Source organism: Stagnimonas sp. FW305-C-60 (assembly GCF_058782965.1).
On the sequence record NZ_JBYSYF010000001.1, the window covers coordinates 550,989 to 566,519 of the forward strand.

Genomic DNA, 15,531 nt, shown 5'->3' on the forward strand with positions numbered 1-15,531 from the left:
ACAATACGATACGTATCGTACACATCAACATCGCCCAAAAGGACGAGCCCGGCCCCGATCAGCGGGCCGGTTTGCGGCGACGGTGGCCGCGGCCGATGCCCTGCAGCAGCAGCTGAACCAGCCCCTGTATCCATTCCTCGCTGAGCCGGTCGAGCAGGAAATACAGGCGGATCGAGATCGCTCCCTGGATCACGTCGATGGCGAGTTCGATGTCGGCATCGGCAGGCAGCTCGCCACGATCGATGGCGTGCCTGAGCACCTGGCGGATCGGCACCCGGCGGCGCTCGTTCACCTGGATCAAGGCCGCGGATAGTTCCGGGTTGTTGATGCACTCGGCGGTGAGATTGGGCAGCACGCCGCGCAGCGGCGAGTTCTCCATGATCTTGGTGAACTGCCCGAACAGGGTGATCAGGTCCGCTTCCAGGCTCGGCCCCGCCACCGGTTCGGCGATGGGCAGCTCCGCGAACACCGCCAGCACCAGATGCTCCTTGGTGGCCCAGCGGCGATAGATCGTGGTCTTGCTGGCGCGCGCCGTGGCGGCGACGCGATCTATGGTGAGCGCCGAGTAGCCGCCCTCGGTGAGGATCTGCAAGGTGGCTTTCAGGATCGCCTGTTCGACCGCGCGACCGCGCGACCGCGGCACCGCGGGTTTTGCATTGGCCATCGTCGCTGCTGCTGGGCGGAGATACGAGGGCGGCACATTAACCCGCAAGCGCGGCGGGTGGAATTGCTGCGAGCGGCTCAATCAAGCAGCGGGCTTGGGTCGGCGGGCTGCCAGCCGTGGTGCGCGAAGCTGACCTTGCCGTTGAGAAAGACCACGCCCTCGGCCTTGAGCAGGCGGATTTGCGTGCGATGGCCAGGCGAGTCCTTGGGGATGGCGATCTTCCCCTGGGCGTTGATCACCCGCTGCCAGGGGATGACGCCGTCGGCTACTTCGACATCGCCCAGCACCCGCGCCACCAGCCGCGCGCGGCCGGGCCAGCCGGCGACGTAGGCGACCTGGCCATAGCTCGCCACCTTGCCCATGGGAATGCGGCGGATGGTGTCGAGGATCTGCTTGCGTGCCGTCTGGTAGTTGAAGGCACTGAGCGGTTTCGGCTTCGGCGCTTTCGATCTCATAGCGATAGCGCCGCTCAGGCCCTGCGCGCCGGGTCGAGGATGCCGGTACAGATATCGAGGATCTCATCCAGCACCGGTCCCTTCAGGCGATCAGTCTTGCTGGCCCGCCTCGCGGACCAGTCGAGTGCCTTGATCTGGTGGCATAGCACGCTGCCACTAACCTTGAGGCCGGTGCCCATCAGGGTCACGGCTGTCAGCCCGCGTGCGGCGTTTTGCGCGCCGGTGGTGATCGGCAGCGTCCAGGCCAGCCCGAAGTGCTGGTTGAAGGCCTTGGGCGTTACCACCAGACAGTAGTGGTTGCCCTTCATCTCGCGTCCACTGGCGGGGTCGAACGCTAAGTGCAGGATGTCACCAAGATCAGGGGTCACGCCGCCTCTCGGCCGGTGGCAGGCATTTCGTCCCAGCCTTCGGCGCGCTGCCGCGCAGCCTTCTTGGGCGTGCCGCGCAGGATTTCGGCCAGCGTGACCCGCTTCTTCGCCGACGGGCGGATGGTGAGGGTATCTCCCTTCATTTCCAGACTGACAGTCTGACCAGCCGAAAGGCCGGTGTGTTTCAAGTAGGCAGGCGGCACGGTGACCATTACCGAGCCACCGGCCCTACGCAGCGAGGCTTGAGACATGGAGCGCTCCTAACAAGTGCGACAAATGTAGCACTTTTGCCCTAGCCGCTGACAATCTCCGCCGCCAGCTTGAACAGCGTCAAGGGCGCGCTGCCCTCGGCCTTGTTGTTGGCGATGATGTAGACGCTGCCGCCGCCGTCCAATGCGCGGCGCGCCAGCCTAGCGATGGCGCGGCGGGTCTCCGGGTCTTCATCCACCAGCTGATCGAAGGGCGCGTAGCGCTCGCGCGCTTCTTCGTAGGCGAAACCGGCGTGCAGCATCCAGCGGATCACCAGTGGCTCAGGCCGGCGGCCGATGAGCTTGGCCTGTTCGATCACCGACACGCCGCTCTTGGGATGCACGTTGATGCAGTGTTCGGCGCCGTGCCGCTGCAAAGCAGCGAAGTAGTCGGGCGTGAGCAGCTCGGCATCGCGCAACTCGACCACCACCGGGATCGGGCTGGCGAAGGCGGCGAGAAAGGCATCGAGCCGTTCCGCGAAAGTTCGCGGCGTGAGTCGCGCGCGACGTGGCAGCCCGGGCGAGAACTGCAGCACCTGTACACCGGCCTTGGCGCCGGCGCCATCAAGAAAGGGCTGGAGGATCTGCTCGCGGGCGTAGTCGCCGTCCATGAACAGCGGGTTGGGCGTGCCTTCGATCACCGGGTCGGTGATGCCGCGCCAGCACTTGCTGGTGAAGCGAAAGCCCGGCCCGACCTGGTTCGCGTAGCGCGCGTAGTCGCTGGCGGTCATCGGCGTGTAGTAGGCGCGGTCCAGGCTGACGCTCTGCAACAGCGGGTGCTGGGCGTAGGCGCGCAGGCCCTCTCGGGAAACCTTCTGCTCGCTGGCCTCGCGCGCCGACGACGACCAGACGAAACCGGCCCAGCCGGGGAAGTACCAGGACGAGGTGCCGAGCCGCAGCCGCTCGCCGTAGCTCGCACGCAAACGTTCGGCGAGGGCGATCAGCTCGGAATTCGGCTCGGCGGGCTGGATGCCCTTGGTGCGCGGCGGCTTCGGTTCCGCGGCGCGCTTCGGCGGCTTTGGCGGCGCGGGCCCCTCGTCACCGAACAGGTCCATCGGCCACCGCTCAGACCGGAACCTGGATGCGCCCCTCGGTGATGCGCACGGCGTAGCCACCAACGCGCACCGCCGCCACCTTGCCGCCGCGCTTGCTGGCTTCGGCATAGAGCTGGCTGGGGCGGCCCATCTCCACACCCTGATGGATGGTCCAGCGCAGGTCGGCCTCGGGCTGCGCGGCTTCCAGCGCCAGCGCGCCGGCGAGTGCGACGGCGGCCGAACCGGTGGCCGGGTCTTCGGCGACGCCGAGATCGGGCGCGAACATGCGGGCACGCAACTCGCCGTCCTCATAACCGCGGGCATAGACGTAGATCGCGTGCGCCCAACCACCGGCCAGCAAGGCGCGGGCGCGCTGGGCATCGAAACTGATCGCCGCCAGCAGCTCGGGCTGTTTCACCGGCACGATCAGGAAGGGATTGCCGCAGCTCGCCTGGCGCGGGACTTCCGCCTCGCTGCCCAGGGCCTCCGGCGCCAGCCCGAGCACGGCGGCGATCTCGGCGAAGTCGCCGTCCCAGGGCCGGGTCTCCGGCGCGACGGCGGCGGTGAGCTGGGCAAACCAGGGCTGACCGGCCTCGTGGCGCAGCTCCACCGCCACCGGGCCTACGCCCTCGTCCAGCACCAGGCGCGACGCCCCGGCGGGGACGAGGCCGAGATCGGCGAGCAGGCAGGCGCTGCCGACCGTGGGGTGACCGGCGAACGGCAGTTCGCGCGCCGGCGTGAAAATGCGCGCGGTGGCCAGCGCACCCGGCGTGCGCGGCTTGCAGACGAACACCGTCTCGCTCAAATTGAACTCGCTGGCGATGCGCTGCATCTGCCAGTCCTTGAGGCCATCGGCGTCGAGCACCACCGCCAGCGGGTTGCCGGTGTAGGCGCGCTCGGTGAAGACGTCGAGGGTGTGAAAGGCCAGTGTGCTCACCGGCAATCTCCTGTTGCTGGGATCAGTGGACCTTGCGGGACTTGCCGGCCAGACGCTCGGCGTCCTTCTGCGCGCGGGCACCCTCGCCCTTGTCGGCGCGCAACACTAGCTTGCCACCGGGGCCGGCGGCCTTTTTGTTGGCCAGCGCCGCCTTCAGGGCAGCGGCGGCGGGATTGGTCTTTTTCGAGTCGGACATGATTTGCATCCTGCGTAGCGCGGACCCGTATTATCCGCCGCAGACCGGTCTCGTAGCGAAGACCGGCGCATGCGGAGGAGACCGCCGATGAAAACCTGGAGCCCGTGGCTGTGCGCCGCCCTGCTGTTGAGTGCCTGCGCCGGCAGCGAACCCGGCACGCCCGGCGCCGCCACGCCACCCGCGCCGACGCCGGTGGCCGGCGCCAAGTGCGACAGCCGCTACGGCAACACGCCGCGGCCGCAGACCAATTCCTTGGACGGCGTGCTGGCCCTGGCCTCGCTGTGCACCACGATCTACGGTGAAAGCCTGGCCTGGACCGATGCCGACGGCACCGCCCGCGCCGGCTGCCTGGTTGCCGGCCCGGGCGCGGCGGCGGACAAGCCGCTGCCCCTGCTGGTGTTCCTGCATCCCTCGCTGTTCCCGATGGACACCCTGCTGATCACCGACCTGCTGCCGCGCCAGACCAGCGCCGACTTGAGCGGCGATCCGGCGCGGCCCGGTTTCTCGTTGCTGCTGGTCGCCGGCCGCGACACCGAGCACTACTACCCCTTTCCCGACGACACCGGCCTGGGCTGGGACAACTGGTACCGCAATCTCGACCGCGGTAGCCCGACGCTGAACGTCGACGTCGCCACCATCGACCACTTCATCGCGGCGGTGAAGGAACGCGGCATCGTCGACCGCAAGCGCGTGTATCTCTCCGGCTGGAGCAATGGCTCGGCGATGGCCGAGCTGTATGGCCTCAATACGCCCGGCATCGCGGCGGCGGCGGTGTACTCCTCGCCGAATCCTTTTGGCGACTCCACCGACCCCTGCCCCCAGTCCGCCTTCGGCAACAACAAGATGGCTCTGCTGCACGTGGGCAATCAGTGCGACATCATCGGTATCTGCGATTCCTCGGAGGCCTTGCTGAACGACCTGCGCTCGCGCGGCCTGGCGGCTCCGGTGGAGAGCATCCGCGTCGGCAATCTGTTGCAGGAAGTGCAGGGCTGCGACGCCCTCTGCGTGGCTCCGTCGGACCAGGCCAACATCCTGCTGGCCAACCCGGTCGGCACCGCCAACCATCTGCGCTGGCCGCTGGGTTATACCGACCGCATGCTCAACTTCCTGCGTGACCACCCGCTGCCCTGAACCGGCGCGGGTCGCGGCAAGCCGCGACTACTGGAACTTGCCGCCGACGATGCGGCCTTCCGCATCCAGCTCGGCGAAGTAGCGCGAGTGGTTCATGCGGAATTCCTTGGTGGCGATCTGTCCCGGCAGCACCAGGGTGACGTCCGGGTAATGCGTCTTGAACTGCGCCGGCGTCGGCTTGCCGGCGAGGTAAGCCTCGAAGGCCGCCAGATCGGTCACGTAGCCGGCCACCGGCGCCTCAGTCACGGCCGGAGCCGTTTGCGCAGGCGCACCGGTGGCGCTGCAGGCGGAGAGCGCGAGCAGCGCCAGGGCAGATAGCAGGATGCGCGGCATGGGCAGGCTCCGTGAGGTTTACCGCAATGGGACCGGGGCGGCGGCTCAAAGTGCCAGCCGCCGCAGATCGCCGATCAGCTTCACCAGCGCCACGGTGTAGCGCGCGGCATAGGCGCCGTCGATCACCCGGTGGTCGTAGCTCAGCGACAAGGGCAGCATCAGCCGCGGCTGGAAGGCCTTGCCGTCCCACACCGGCTTCATGCTCGCCTTGCTGACGCCGAGGATGGCGACTTCCGGCGCGTTGACGATGGGCGTGAAGCCGCCGCTGACGCCGAGACCGCCGAGGCTGGAAATGCTGAAGCAGCCGCCGCGCATTTCCTCCGGCTTGAGCTTGCCGTCGCGCGCCTTCTTGGCGAGGTCGGCGCAGTCCTGCGCAAGCTGGACGATGCCCTTGCTCCAGACATCGCGCACCACCGGCACCACCAGGCCATTGGGGGTGTCGGCGGCGAAGCCGATGTGGCAGTACTGCTTGAGGATCAGCGCGTCGCCTTCGGGTGCCAGCGAGCTGTTGAACTCCGGGTAGGCCTTCATCGCCGTCGCCACCGCCTTCATCAGGAAGGGCAGCAGGGTGAGCTTCACGCCGGTGTCTTCGCTGGCAGTCTTGCGGAAGGCCTCCAGCTCGGTGATGTCGGCTTCGTCGAACTGGGTGACGTGCGGGATGTTGAGCCAGCTCCGCGAGAGATGGGCGGCGCTGAGCTTGCGGATGCGCGCCAGCTCCTTGCGCTCGATGGGACCGAACTGGCTGAAGTCCTGTGCCGGTATCGGCGGGATGCCGCTGCCACCAGAGACGGCGGCGGCCGTTGCGGCTGGCGCTGCCGACATGCGCGCCTTCACATGCGCCTGCACGTCCTCGATGGTGACGCGGCCCTTGGCGCCGCTGCCTTTCACCTGGCTGAGGTCGACTCCGAGTTCGCGCGCGAACTTGCGCGTCGCGGGGCCGGCGTGGGCGGCGTCGCCACCGGTAATGGCCGTCACGGGAGCCGGTGGCGGCGATGGTGGCGATGGCTGTGAAACGACGGGCTGGGCGTCCGCCGCCGGCGCGCTGGTTGGCGCCGGCGATACCGGCGCTGGCACTGGCGTTGCCGAAGACGCCGCGCCGACGGTTTCCAGCTCGCAGATGAAGTCGCCGACATTTAGCTTGTCGCCGGCCTTCAGCTTCAGACCGCGCACGGTGCCGGCGGCGGGCGCCGGCACTTCCATCGTCGACTTGTCGGACTCAAGCACCAGCAGCGCCGCGTCCTTTTCGACGCTGGCGCCGTCGGCCACCAGCACCTCGATCACCGGCACATCCTTGAAGCTGCCGAGGTCGGGCACCGTCACTCGACGCGTCCCCGTACTCCCTCCCCCGCTTGCGGGGGAGGGTTGGGGTGGGGGCGTCTGCACGACAGCGACTGGCGCAGGCGCTGCTGGCTTCGGCTCGGCCGTCGGAGCCGGACTGGTGGCGGGCGGTGCAGCAGCCGGCGCGGCGGCGCCTTCCACCTCCAGCTGACAGATCAGGCTGCCTTGGGAAAGCTTGTCGCCAACCTTCACCACCAGACCGCGAACGATGCCCGCTGCCGGCGCCGGCACTTCCATGGTCGCCTTGTCGGATTCCAGCACCAGCAGCACGGCATCTTTCTCGATGGCATCGCCATCCTTCACCAGCACTTCGATCACCGGCACATCGCTGCTGCCGCCGAGATCGGGGACTTTCACATCCTGGAGCTTGCTCATGGCGTTCAGGCCTTCCACGGAGCGACGCGCTCCGGCTTGATGCCGTAGATCTTGATCGCCTGGCTGACCCGCTCGGCCGGGATCGCGCCCTGCTCCGCCAGCGCCTTGAGCGCCTTCACCGTCACCCAGCGGCGGTCGATCTCGAAGAAGTCGCGCAGCGCCGGGCGGTTGTCGCTGCGGCCGAAGCCGTCGGCGCCGAGCACGTGATAGGGCATGGGGATGTAGGCGCGCACCTGTTCCGGCCAGGCGCGAACCCAGTCACTGGAGGCGATGGCCGGCCCGGTCATGCCGCGCAGGCATTCGGTGACATAGGGCGTGCGCGGTGCCTGCTCAGGGTGCAAGAGGTTCCAGCGCTCGCAGTCCTGCGCGTCGCGCGCCAGCTCGGTGAAGCTGGGCACGCTCCAAACATCGCTGGAAACACCCCAGTCGGCCTTGAGCAGCTCGGAAGCCGCCAGCACCTCGCGCAGCAAGGCACCGCTACCGAGCAGCTGCACATGCGGGCCGCTGGGAACCCCCTCGGCCGGCTTGAGCAGGTACATGCCGCGCACGATGCCGCTCTCGGCACCGACCGGCATCGCCGGCTGCGCGTAGTTCTCGTTGTAGACCGAGAGGTAGTAGTAGACATCCTTGTGCTCGACATACATCTCGCGCATGCCGTGCTGGATCAGCACCGTCAGCTCGTAGGCGTAGGCCGGGTCGTAGCTGCGGCAGTTGGGGACCAGACCGGCGTAGATGTGGCTGTGGCCGTCCTCGTGCTGCAGGCCCTCGCCATTGAGCGTGGTGCGGCCGGCGGTGGCGCCCATCAGGAAGCCGCGGGTGCGCATGTCGCCCGCCGCCCAGGCGAGATCGGCGACGCGCTGGAAGCCGAACATCGAATAGAAGATGTAGAACGGCATCAGCGCCACGCCGTGGTTGGCGTAGCTGGTGCCGGCGGCGATCCAGCTCGACATCGAGCCGGCTTCGGTGATGCCTTCTTCCAGGATCTGACCCTTGATGTCTTCCTTGTAGAAGGCGAGCTGCTCGGCGTCTTCCGGGTCGTACTTCTGGCCGACCACCGAGTAGATGCCCAAGGACCGGAACATGCCCTCCATGCCGAAGGTGCGCGCCTCGTCCGGCACGATCGGCACCACCCGCTTGCCAACCTTGGGATCACGGCAGAGCGTCTGCAACAGCTGCACGAAGGCCATGGTGGTGCTGATCTCGCGCTCGCCCGAGCCTTGCAGCAGCTTGTCGAAGGTTTGCAGCGCCGGAATCTCCAGCGTCTCCTCCACCACCTTGCGCGCCGGCAGCGGCCCGCCGAGGGCGGCGCGGCGCTCCTGCAGATACTTCACTTCCGGCGAATCCGGTGGCGGCCGGTAGAACGGCGTGGTCGCCACCTGCTCGTCGGTGAGCGGCAACTGGAAGCGGTCGCGGAACTGCCGCAGCGCCTCTTCGCCAACCTTCTTCTGCGAGTGGGTGATGTTCTGGCCCTCGCCGGCCTCGCCCATGCCATAACCCTTGACGGTCTTGGCGAGAATCACTGTTGGCGTGCCCGTGTGCGCGCTGGCGGCGGCGTAGGCGGCGTAGACCTTGTGCGGATCGTGGCCACCGCGGTTGAGCGCGCCGATCTGCTCGTCGCTCCAGGTCGCCACCATCTTTTCCAGCTCCGGATACTTCTTGAAGAAGTGCTCGCGGGTGTAGGCGCCGCCCTTGGCCTTGTAGTTCTGGTACTCGCCGTCCACGGTCTCGTTGAAGGCCTGCAACAGCTTGCCGGAGCTGTCCTGCGCGATCAGCGCGTCCCAGGCGCCGCCCCAGATCAGCTTGATGACGTTCCAGCCGGCACCGCGGAAAGCGCCTTCCAGCTCCTGGATGATCTTGCCGTTGCCGCGCACCGGGCCGTCGAGGCGTTGCAGGTTGCAGTTGACCACGAACACCAGGTTGTCGAGCTTCTCGCGCGCGGCGATGTCGAGCGCGCCCAGCGACTCCGGCTCGTCCATCTCGCCGTCGCCGCAGAAGCACCAGACCTTGCGGCCCTCGGTGTTGGCGAGGCCGCGGTTGTGCAGGTACTTCATCAGCCGCGCCTGGTAGATCGCCTGGATCGGGCCTAAGCCCATCGAGACGGTGGCGAACTGCCAGAAGTGCGGCATCAGCCAGGGATGCGGATAGCTGGACAGGCCCGGCGACAGCGCCTCCATGCGGAAGCGGTGCAGCTGCTCCTCGTCCAGCCGGCCTTCGAGGAAGGCGCGCGCGTAGAGGCCCGGCGTGCAATGGCCCTGCACGTAGATGAGGTCCTGACCCTGGGGATGATCCGCACCTTTCCAGAAGTGATTGAAGCCGACGTCGTAGAGCGTCGCCGCCGACTGGAAGGTGGCGATGTGGCCGCCGATGCCGGCGTGCTCGCGATTGCTGTTGACCACCATCGCCAGTGCGTTCCAGCGGATGATCGAGCGGATCTTCCATTCCAGCGCGTGATCGCCGGGCGAGCGCGCCTCCAGGTGCGGCGGAATGGTGTTGACGTAGGCGGTGTTCGCCGAGAACGGGATCTGGGCGCCGCTGCGGCGCGCCTTCTCGGTCAGCGTTTCCAGCAGGAAGTGCGCACGCTGCGGACCTTCGCGCTGCAGCACCGAGGCCAGCGCGTCGAGCCATTCCTGGGTTTCCAGCGGGTCGCTGTCGCCCGCCGCGTTGTTCACTGCCTGATCCTGCGCCATTACCTGGTTCTCCTCACCCGCAAATTTTGGGTTTCAATGTAGACCGGCGCCGGAACATACGTCCAATATATGAAGTAGGTGGTTGCCATCTTTATTTCATATCGCACATGGAACTGCGGCATCTGCGTTACTTCGTGGCGGTGGCCGAGCAGCAGCATTTCACGCGCGCCGCGCGAGTGCTGGGCATAGGCCAGCCGCCGCTGTCGCAGCAGATTCAGCAACTGGAGCGCGAGATCGGCACCGCGCTGTTTGTGCGCCTGCCGCGCGGAGTCGCACTGACTCCGGCCGGCCATGCCCTGTTCGACGACGCCCAACGCATCCTGCGCGAAGCCCAGCAGGCCACCGAGCGGGCGCGGCGGGTCGCCCGTGGCGAGCAGGGGCGTATCCGCGTCGGCATGATCAACTCCGCGCCCTTTCATCCCCTGGTTCCGCGAGTGATCCGCGAGTTCCGGCGCCGCTATCCGGAGGTGGCGCTGTCGCTGGAGGAGCGCACCACGCCGGGTCTGGCGGCGGCGGTGCGCAACGAGACGGTGGACGTCGCCTTTGTGCGGCCGCTGCTGGATTCCGCCGAGGGCCTATGCACCGAGCCGGTGCTGGACGAGCCGCTGGTGGTGGCGCTGCCCTCGGGCCATCCGCTGGCACGGCGCAAGAGCCTGGAACTGCTGGCCTTGTCGCTGGAGCCTTTCGTGCTGTTCTCGCGCGCAGTCGGCGCCGGCCTGCACGACGAGATCATCCAGGCCTGCCACAGCGCCGGCTTCCGGCCACGGGTGGTGCAGGAGGCCTCGCAGGTCACCTCCATCGTCAATCTGGTGGCCTCCGGCCTGGGGGTCTCCATCGTGCCGGCCTCGATGCAGCAGATGCACATCGAGGGCGTCACCTACCGCGACATCCGTGGCGAAACGCCAAAGGCCCGGCTCAGCCTGATCTACCGGCAGGGCGATCAGGATTCGCCGCAGATCCTCAACCTGCGCAAGCTGGCGCGACAGCTGGGACAGCAGGCCGCGGAAGGCCTGCGCTAGCGCTTGGGCCAGGCCATCGGCTGCGGGTCATAGCCCTTGCCGCGCAGCCAGTCGCGCACAGCGTAGCCGGTGCCGGCGGGCCAGTACTGGATGTCCTCGAAGGCAACGTGCTTCCAGTCCGCCAGCTCCTCGTTGAGCTTCACGGTGCCGGTGGCGGGTACGTGGTAGGCGACGATCAGCTGGTTGTTGCGGGCGAACTCGTAGACGCCGATGTAGTTCGCGCCCTGCGGCTGCAGCCCTAGCTCTTCCTCGACCTCGCGCTGGACGCCGATCTCGGGCGATTCCTCACGCTCCAGAAAGCCGGTGATCAGCGCATAGAAGCTCGCCGGCCAGGCGACATTGCGGGCGAGGATGATCTTGCCCTCGTGCTCGACCACCGCCGCCACCACCGGCACCGGATTGTCCCAGTGGATGAAGCCGCAACTCGTGTCGGGACAGGCGCGGCGCAGGCGGCCGCCGTGTTCGGCTTCAATCAGGGGCGTGGCGCACTGCGGGCAATAGGCATAGGGCTTCATGCACCACAGGCTAGCGAGGTACCGGGCGCTTGTCAGCCGGGTCTACTCCTAGCCGCCGCTAGAACAGGCGGTAGACCAGCAGCGTGCCGAAGAAGCCCAGCAAATAGCAGATCAGCGCCCAACGGTAGCGGCGGCGCATGCCACCCCATCCCTCGTCGAGAATACCCATGCGGCCTCCCTTTTGGATCATTGCCTGGCAATAGCGCGTCTGCGACTGCCTGCGACTGGAGCGCAAAGGCGGTGCCAAGACCGGTGGGTCCGGACGGTGTTCGTCGAAATTACTTGCCGATGCAGAAGCGGCGGAAGATCTCGCCCAGCAAGGCGTCACTGCTCTGCGCACCGGTGATCTGCCCCAACGCCACCTGCGCCAGCCGCAACTCCTCGGCGGCGAGTTCGACCTGGGCACGCTCGGTCAGCCGTTGCCGCGCCTGAGCCAGATGTGCCGCAGCCTGGTCGAGGGCGCGCAGATGGCGGGCGCGGGCGAGAAACACCCCCTCGCCGACCTCGGACAAGCCGGCCTGGGCCTTGAGCGTCTGCACCAGCAGATCCAGCCCCAGACCAGCCTTCGCCGAGAGGCGCAGCTCCTGGCCTTCGGCGCCGGAGGAGAGTGCGGGCGGATGGCCGGCGAGATCGCACTTGTTGCGCAACAGCAGCCGCGGCATCGCCGGCAGGCGGGCGAGCAGGGCGCGATCCGCGGCGGTCACCCCCTCGCGATCATCGACCAGGAACAGCGCCAGCTCGGCTTTCTCCAACGCCTGCCAGGCACGGCGGATGCCCTCGCGCTCAATGGCGTCCTCGGTGTCGCGTAGGCCGGCGGTATCGACGATGGTCAGCGGCAGGCCGTCCAGCAGCAGGTGCTCGCGCAAGAGATCGCGGGTGGTGCCGGCCTGCTCGGAGACGATGGCGGCCTCGTAGCCGGCCAGCGCATTCAGCAAGGTCGACTTGCCGACATTGGGCTGACCGACGATGGCGACCGTCATGCCTTCGCGCAGGCGCTGTCCCTGGCCGGCCTGCTGGCGGGTTTTCTGTAGCAGCGCCTCGGCCGTCCGCAGGCGGTCCAGCAGGCGGACATCGGCAAGCCAGTCGATGTCTTCGTCGGAGAAATCCAGCGCGCCTTCGACGAACACCCGCAGGTCGGTGAGTTGCGCGACCAGGCTGTGGACGCGCCGCGAAAACGCGCCTTCCAAGGTTTTCTGCGCCGCGCGCACCGCCTGGCCGGAAGCGGCGTCGATCAGGTCGGCGATGGCCTCCGCCTGCGCCAGATCCAGCCGGCCGTTGAGATAGGCGCGTTCAGAAAACTCGCCCGGCTGGGCGATGCGGGCGCCGGCCGTCACCGCGGCCTGCAGCAACTCGGTGAGCACCACCGGTCCGCCGTGGCCCTGCAACTCCACCACGTCCTCGCCGGTGAAGGAATGCGGGCCAGGGAAGCAGAACACCAGGCCTTGATCGAGCACCTCGCCCTGGGCATCGCGCAGCGGGCGTAAGCCAGCCTGACGCGGCGCAGGCAGCTCGCCGGCGATCTGGCCGGCGATGGCGAACGCCCGTGGCCCCGACAGCCGGACGATGCCGACCGCACCACGACCGGCCGCGGTGGCGATGGCGGCGATGGTGTCGGTCATGCCCGCCACACCGCCGCCGTGCCTACTTGTGGGTCGCCGCCTTGGCGGCCATTTCGTGGTCGAGCTTGCGGGTGATGTACCACTGCTGGGCGATGCTGATGACGTTGCTGACAAACCAGTACAGCACCAGGCCAGCGGGGAAGAAGGTGAAGAACGCCGCCAGCGCGATCGGCATGAACTGCATCATGCGCTGCTGCATCGGGTCCATGGTCGCCGACTGGCCGCCGAGCTTCTGCTGTAGCCACATGGAGACACCGAACAACACCGGCAGCACGTAGTAGGGGTCGGGCGCCGAAAGATCGTTGAGCCAGAGTCCGAGCGTGGCCTGACGCAGTTCCACCGATTCCAGCAGCACCCAATACAGCGCGATGAACACCGGGAACTGCACCAGGATCGGCCAGCAGCCGGCCAGCGGGTTGAAGCCCTCCTTGGTGTAGAGCTCCATCATCGCCTTGTTCAGGCGCTCGCGATCGCCGGCATAGCGCTCGCGCAGCTCGGTGATGCGCGGGGCGAATTTCTTCATCTTCGCCATCGAACGGAACTGCGCTTCCGACAGCTTGTACATCACGCCCTTGACCGCGAGGGTCAGCAGGATGATGGCGATGCCCCAGTTGCCGAACAGGGCGTGGAATTTCTGCAACAGCCAGAACAAGGGTTTGGCGATCGGGGTGAGGATGCCGTAGTCCTCGGTCAGCTCCAGGCCAGGGGCCACCTCGTCGAGCTTGCCCTGCAGCTTGGGGCCGATGTAGAGGCCGGTCTGGAAGGTTTGCTCGGCGCCGGGGGCGACGGTCTGCATGGGACCGTAGTACTGGCCGAGGAAGCCCTTCACCGTGCTCGGCTTGCCGGAATAGGTGGCCTTCTCGCCAGCGGGCGGGATGATGGTGGCAATGAAGTAGTGCTGCAGCATCGCCAGCCAGCCGCCGGTCTGCGTCACCTCGAAAGGTTCCTTGCCGATCTTCTTGAAGTCGATCTTCTTGAAGCGATAGCCACCGTCTTCCTTCTGCTCGTAGAAGCCGATGCCGAGGAAGGTGTGCACGAAGGGGGCTTCCGGCCCGGCGGCGGTGGGCGTGCGCTGCATGCGTGCGTAGGGCGAGGCCTGCACCGGCGCGGCGCTGCCATTGCTGAGGGTTTGCAGCAGTTCCAGCTGGTAGCTGCCGCGGTGGAAGCGATAGACCTTGCGCACTTTCACGCCATCGGCGCCGACCGTCTCCAACGGCACGTCGAGGCTGTCGGCACCCGGCGCCAGGCTGTAGCTCTCGGCGGCGCTGCTGAACACGGTGCTGGCACTGACTAGTGGCTTGTCGGCGGCGGCGAGGCCACTCTGCAGAATGAAGAAATGCGGGTCTTCTTCGCTGATTAGCGCGAGGTTGATTTCCGGCTGGGCCTTCGACACCGGATAGCCGACCAGTTCGACGCGGCGCAGGTCACCGCCAGCGAGCGAGATCTCGACGATCAGCTTGTCGGTAGCGACCTTGATACGGCCGGCGGCCGGCGCGACTCCGGGCTCGGCGACGGCCGCCGGGCTCGCGGCGGGCACCGCGGCCGGAGCACTGGCCGCCTGCACCGGATCTTCCTGCAGCTTGGGCGCTACTGCCGCCGCTGCTGCCTTCGGCACTGCGGCGTGATCCTTTTGCCAAGCCTGGTAGGTGAAGAACAGCAGCACGCCAAAGATGGCGATCAGGAAAAAACGGCGGCTTTCCATAACTGGGGCTTGTCCTTGCAACGAGTTCTATCGGGCTTGCGACTTAGGGGACCGGATCGTAGCCGCCAGGGTTCAGCGGATGACAGCGGCAGATGCGCTTGACCGCCAGCCAACTGCCCTGGGCGGCACCATGCCGCTCCAATGCTTCAATCGCATAACTTGAGCAGCTGGGGACAAAGCGGCAACGCGGCGGCAGCAGCGGACTGATCAGCCGCTGGTAACCACGGATCGGCAGGATCAGGACTTGACGCATGCGCTGCTGAGCTTGGTCCAGAGGCGATCCACGGCATCTACCTCGGCGTTCGGCTGATCGGGCAGAGTGGCACGCAGGAACACCACCAGATCCACGGCCTGCAGATTCTGCTGGTGGTGCCGGAATTTCTCGCGCAGCAAACGCTTCAAGCGATTGCGCTGCACCGCGCGCTTTGCATGCTTCTTGGCCAGCGCAAACCCAAGTCGCGCCTGGCCCAGGGTATTGCTGGCAACGACCACGCTCATCGGCCCTTGGTGCAGACGGCGTCCCTGCTTGAAAGCGCGGTCGAACTGCGCCGGCGTCAGCAACCGGACGCGCTTCTGGAAGCGCGCGCGGTTCACCGGCGTCTCCCGAGGCTTACGGGATGAGGCGCTTGCGGCCCTTGGCACGGCGACGCGACAGCACCAAACGGCCACCGACGGTAGCCATGCGGGCACGGAAGCCGTGGGTGCGCTTGCGGCGCACGGTGTGCGGTTGATAGGTGCGCTTCGACATGGGATGTCTCGAGTGAGGTCAGCAAAAAGGCCGCAGAGTCTAAGCAAGGGGGCGGTTTTGGGCAAGTTTTAGTCGGACTAGCTGAATTAGCCCATGGCAGGCCGCGGCAACGGAATTCATTGAGACCCCGTGCTCTGGGGGATAGACTTGGCCGCTCTTTGA

The 15,531-nt window shown here is 67.2% G+C and carries 18 protein-coding genes; 2 read left to right on the forward strand and 16 right to left on the reverse strand.

The window, feature by feature from the left end; genetic code table 11:
• Nucleotides 1-58: 58 nt before the first annotated feature.
• The 7 genes from AC3WT6_RS02585 to AC3WT6_RS02615 form a co-directional block, all read right to left on the reverse strand.
• Nucleotides 59-664: a TetR/AcrR family transcriptional regulator gene (locus AC3WT6_RS02585; protein WP_492651994.1), complete on the reverse strand. Its 606-nt coding sequence runs from the start codon at nt 662-664 to the stop codon at nt 59-61.
• Nucleotides 665-741: 77 nt separating this feature from the next.
• Entirely contained in the window at nt 742-1,119 is a 378-nt protein-coding gene (locus tag AC3WT6_RS02590; RefSeq protein WP_492651995.1) for an MGMT family protein, read from the reverse strand.
• A gap of 14 nt (nt 1,120-1,133) precedes the next feature.
• Nucleotides 1,134-1,487: a type II toxin-antitoxin system PemK/MazF family toxin gene (locus AC3WT6_RS02595; RefSeq protein WP_492651996.1), complete on the reverse strand. Its 354-nt coding sequence runs from the start codon at nt 1,485-1,487 to the stop codon at nt 1,134-1,136.
• Nucleotides 1,484-1,738, reverse strand: coding sequence for an AbrB/MazE/SpoVT family DNA-binding domain-containing protein (locus AC3WT6_RS02600; RefSeq protein ID WP_492651997.1), 255 nt, complete (start codon nt 1,736-1,738; stop codon nt 1,484-1,486). The genes AC3WT6_RS02595 and AC3WT6_RS02600 overlap by 4 nt, the downstream gene beginning before the upstream one ends.
• 41 nt (nt 1,739-1,779) lie before the next feature.
• Complete coding sequence (locus tag AC3WT6_RS02605) at nt 1,780-2,790, reverse strand: DUF72 domain-containing protein (RefSeq protein ID WP_492651998.1); 1,011 nt, start codon at nt 2,788-2,790, stop codon at nt 1,780-1,782.
• A gap of 10 nt (nt 2,791-2,800) precedes the next feature.
• Nucleotides 2,801-3,706, reverse strand: coding sequence for a PhzF family phenazine biosynthesis protein (locus AC3WT6_RS02610; protein WP_492651999.1), 906 nt, complete (start codon nt 3,704-3,706; stop codon nt 2,801-2,803).
• A 22-nt stretch (nt 3,707-3,728) separates the two neighbouring features.
• Nucleotides 3,729-3,902 (reverse strand): hypothetical protein, encoded by a 174-nt coding sequence (locus AC3WT6_RS02615; RefSeq protein WP_492652000.1) that lies wholly within the window; start codon nt 3,900-3,902, stop codon nt 3,729-3,731.
• Nucleotides 3,903-3,989: 87 nt separating this feature from the next.
• On the opposite strand from AC3WT6_RS02615, the gene AC3WT6_RS02620 reads away from it, so the two are divergent.
• Nucleotides 3,990-5,033 (forward strand): alpha/beta hydrolase family protein, encoded by a 1,044-nt coding sequence (locus AC3WT6_RS02620; RefSeq protein ID WP_492652001.1) that lies wholly within the window; start codon nt 3,990-3,992, stop codon nt 5,031-5,033.
• A gap of 27 nt (nt 5,034-5,060) precedes the next feature.
• On the opposite strand, the gene AC3WT6_RS02625 is transcribed toward AC3WT6_RS02620, so the two are convergent.
• From AC3WT6_RS02625 to aceE, 3 genes are read right to left on the reverse strand one after another with little or no spacing between them, the layout of a single operon-like run.
• The gene (locus AC3WT6_RS02625) at nt 5,061-5,366 is read right to left on the reverse strand and encodes a hypothetical protein (protein WP_492652002.1); all 306 of its coding nucleotides are present in this window, start codon (nt 5,364-5,366) and stop codon (nt 5,061-5,063) included.
• A gap of 45 nt (nt 5,367-5,411) precedes the next feature.
• A complete protein-coding gene (aceF, locus tag AC3WT6_RS02630) occupies nt 5,412-7,079 on the reverse strand; it encodes a dihydrolipoyllysine-residue acetyltransferase (protein ID WP_492652003.1) in 1,668 nt (555 codons plus the stop codon).
• 5 nt (nt 7,080-7,084) lie between these two features.
• Nucleotides 7,085-9,766, reverse strand: a complete 2,682-nt coding sequence (gene aceE, locus AC3WT6_RS02635) for a pyruvate dehydrogenase (acetyl-transferring), homodimeric type (protein WP_492652004.1) — start codon at nt 9,764-9,766, stop codon at nt 7,085-7,087.
• 107 nt (nt 9,767-9,873) lie between these two features.
• On the opposite strand from aceE, the gene AC3WT6_RS02640 reads away from it, so the two are divergent.
• Entirely contained in the window at nt 9,874-10,785 is a 912-nt protein-coding gene (locus AC3WT6_RS02640; protein ID WP_492652005.1) for a LysR family transcriptional regulator, read from the forward strand.
• Here the strand turns inward: AC3WT6_RS02640 and AC3WT6_RS02645 are convergent.
• The 6 genes from AC3WT6_RS02645 to rpmH all read right to left on the reverse strand — a co-directional run bounded on the left by AC3WT6_RS02645 (nt 10,782) and on the right by rpmH (nt 15,369).
• Nucleotides 10,782-11,300, reverse strand: a complete 519-nt coding sequence (locus AC3WT6_RS02645; RefSeq protein ID WP_492652006.1) for an NUDIX domain-containing protein — start codon at nt 11,298-11,300, stop codon at nt 10,782-10,784. The two genes, AC3WT6_RS02640 and AC3WT6_RS02645, sit on opposite strands and share 4 nt — an antisense overlap.
• Nucleotides 11,301-11,578: 278 nt before the next feature.
• Nucleotides 11,579-12,928, reverse strand: a complete 1,350-nt coding sequence (mnmE, locus tag AC3WT6_RS02650) for a tRNA uridine-5-carboxymethylaminomethyl(34) synthesis GTPase MnmE (protein ID WP_492652007.1) — start codon at nt 12,926-12,928, stop codon at nt 11,579-11,581.
• A 13-nt stretch (nt 12,929-12,941) separates the two neighbouring features.
• Nucleotides 12,942-14,621, reverse strand: a complete 1,680-nt coding sequence (yidC, locus tag AC3WT6_RS02655; RefSeq protein ID WP_492652008.1) for a membrane protein insertase YidC — start codon at nt 14,619-14,621, stop codon at nt 12,942-12,944.
• Between the two features lie 43 nt (nt 14,622-14,664).
• Nucleotides 14,665-14,874: a membrane protein insertion efficiency factor YidD gene (yidD, locus tag AC3WT6_RS02660; RefSeq protein ID WP_492652009.1), complete on the reverse strand. Its 210-nt coding sequence runs from the start codon at nt 14,872-14,874 to the stop codon at nt 14,665-14,667.
• Nucleotides 14,859-15,215, reverse strand: a complete 357-nt coding sequence (gene rnpA / locus AC3WT6_RS02665; protein WP_492652010.1) for a ribonuclease P protein component — start codon at nt 15,213-15,215, stop codon at nt 14,859-14,861. Before rnpA ends, yidD begins: the two co-directional genes overlap by 16 nt.
• A gap of 16 nt (nt 15,216-15,231) precedes the next feature.
• Nucleotides 15,232-15,369 (reverse strand): 50S ribosomal protein L34, encoded by a 138-nt coding sequence (rpmH, locus tag AC3WT6_RS02670; RefSeq protein ID WP_492652011.1) that lies wholly within the window; start codon nt 15,367-15,369, stop codon nt 15,232-15,234.
• Nucleotides 15,370-15,531: the final 162 nt, after the last annotated feature.

Bases quoted from the DNA above. Each gene is read 5' to 3' on its own strand.
- AC3WT6_RS02585 (WP_492651994.1), bottom strand. From the start codon at position 664: ATGGCCAATGCAAAACCCGCGGTGCCGCGGTCGCGCGGTCGCGCGGTC.
- AC3WT6_RS02590 (WP_492651995.1), bottom strand. From the start codon at position 1,119: ATGAGATCGAAAGCGCCGAAGCCGAAACCGCTCAGTGCCTTCAACTAC.
- AC3WT6_RS02600 (WP_492651997.1), bottom strand. From the start codon at position 1,738: ATGTCTCAAGCCTCGCTGCGTAGGGCCGGTGGCTCGGTAATGGTCACC.
- AC3WT6_RS02605 (WP_492651998.1), bottom strand. From the start codon at position 2,790: ATGGACCTGTTCGGTGACGAGGGGCCCGCGCCGCCAAAGCCGCCGAAG.
- AC3WT6_RS02615 (WP_492652000.1), bottom strand. From the start codon at position 3,902: ATGTCCGACTCGAAAAAGACCAATCCCGCCGCCGCTGCCCTGAAGGCG.
- AC3WT6_RS02620 (WP_492652001.1), top strand. From the start codon at position 3,990: ATGAAAACCTGGAGCCCGTGGCTGTGCGCCGCCCTGCTGTTGAGTGCC.
- AC3WT6_RS02625 (WP_492652002.1), bottom strand. From the start codon at position 5,366: ATGCCGCGCATCCTGCTATCTGCCCTGGCGCTGCTCGCGCTCTCCGCC.
- aceF (WP_492652003.1), bottom strand. From the start codon at position 7,079: ATGAGCAAGCTCCAGGATGTGAAAGTCCCCGATCTCGGCGGCAGCAGC.
- aceE (WP_492652004.1), bottom strand. From the start codon at position 9,766: ATGGCGCAGGATCAGGCAGTGAACAACGCGGCGGGCGACAGCGACCCG.
- AC3WT6_RS02640 (WP_492652005.1), top strand. From the start codon at position 9,874: ATGGAACTGCGGCATCTGCGTTACTTCGTGGCGGTGGCCGAGCAGCAG.
- AC3WT6_RS02645 (WP_492652006.1), bottom strand. From the start codon at position 11,300: ATGAAGCCCTATGCCTATTGCCCGCAGTGCGCCACGCCCCTGATTGAA.
- yidC (WP_492652008.1), bottom strand. From the start codon at position 14,621: ATGGAAAGCCGCCGTTTTTTCCTGATCGCCATCTTTGGCGTGCTGCTG.
- yidD (WP_492652009.1), bottom strand. From the start codon at position 14,874: ATGCGTCAAGTCCTGATCCTGCCGATCCGTGGTTACCAGCGGCTGATC.
- rpmH (WP_492652011.1), bottom strand. From the start codon at position 15,369: ATGTCGAAGCGCACCTATCAACCGCACACCGTGCGCCGCAAGCGCACC.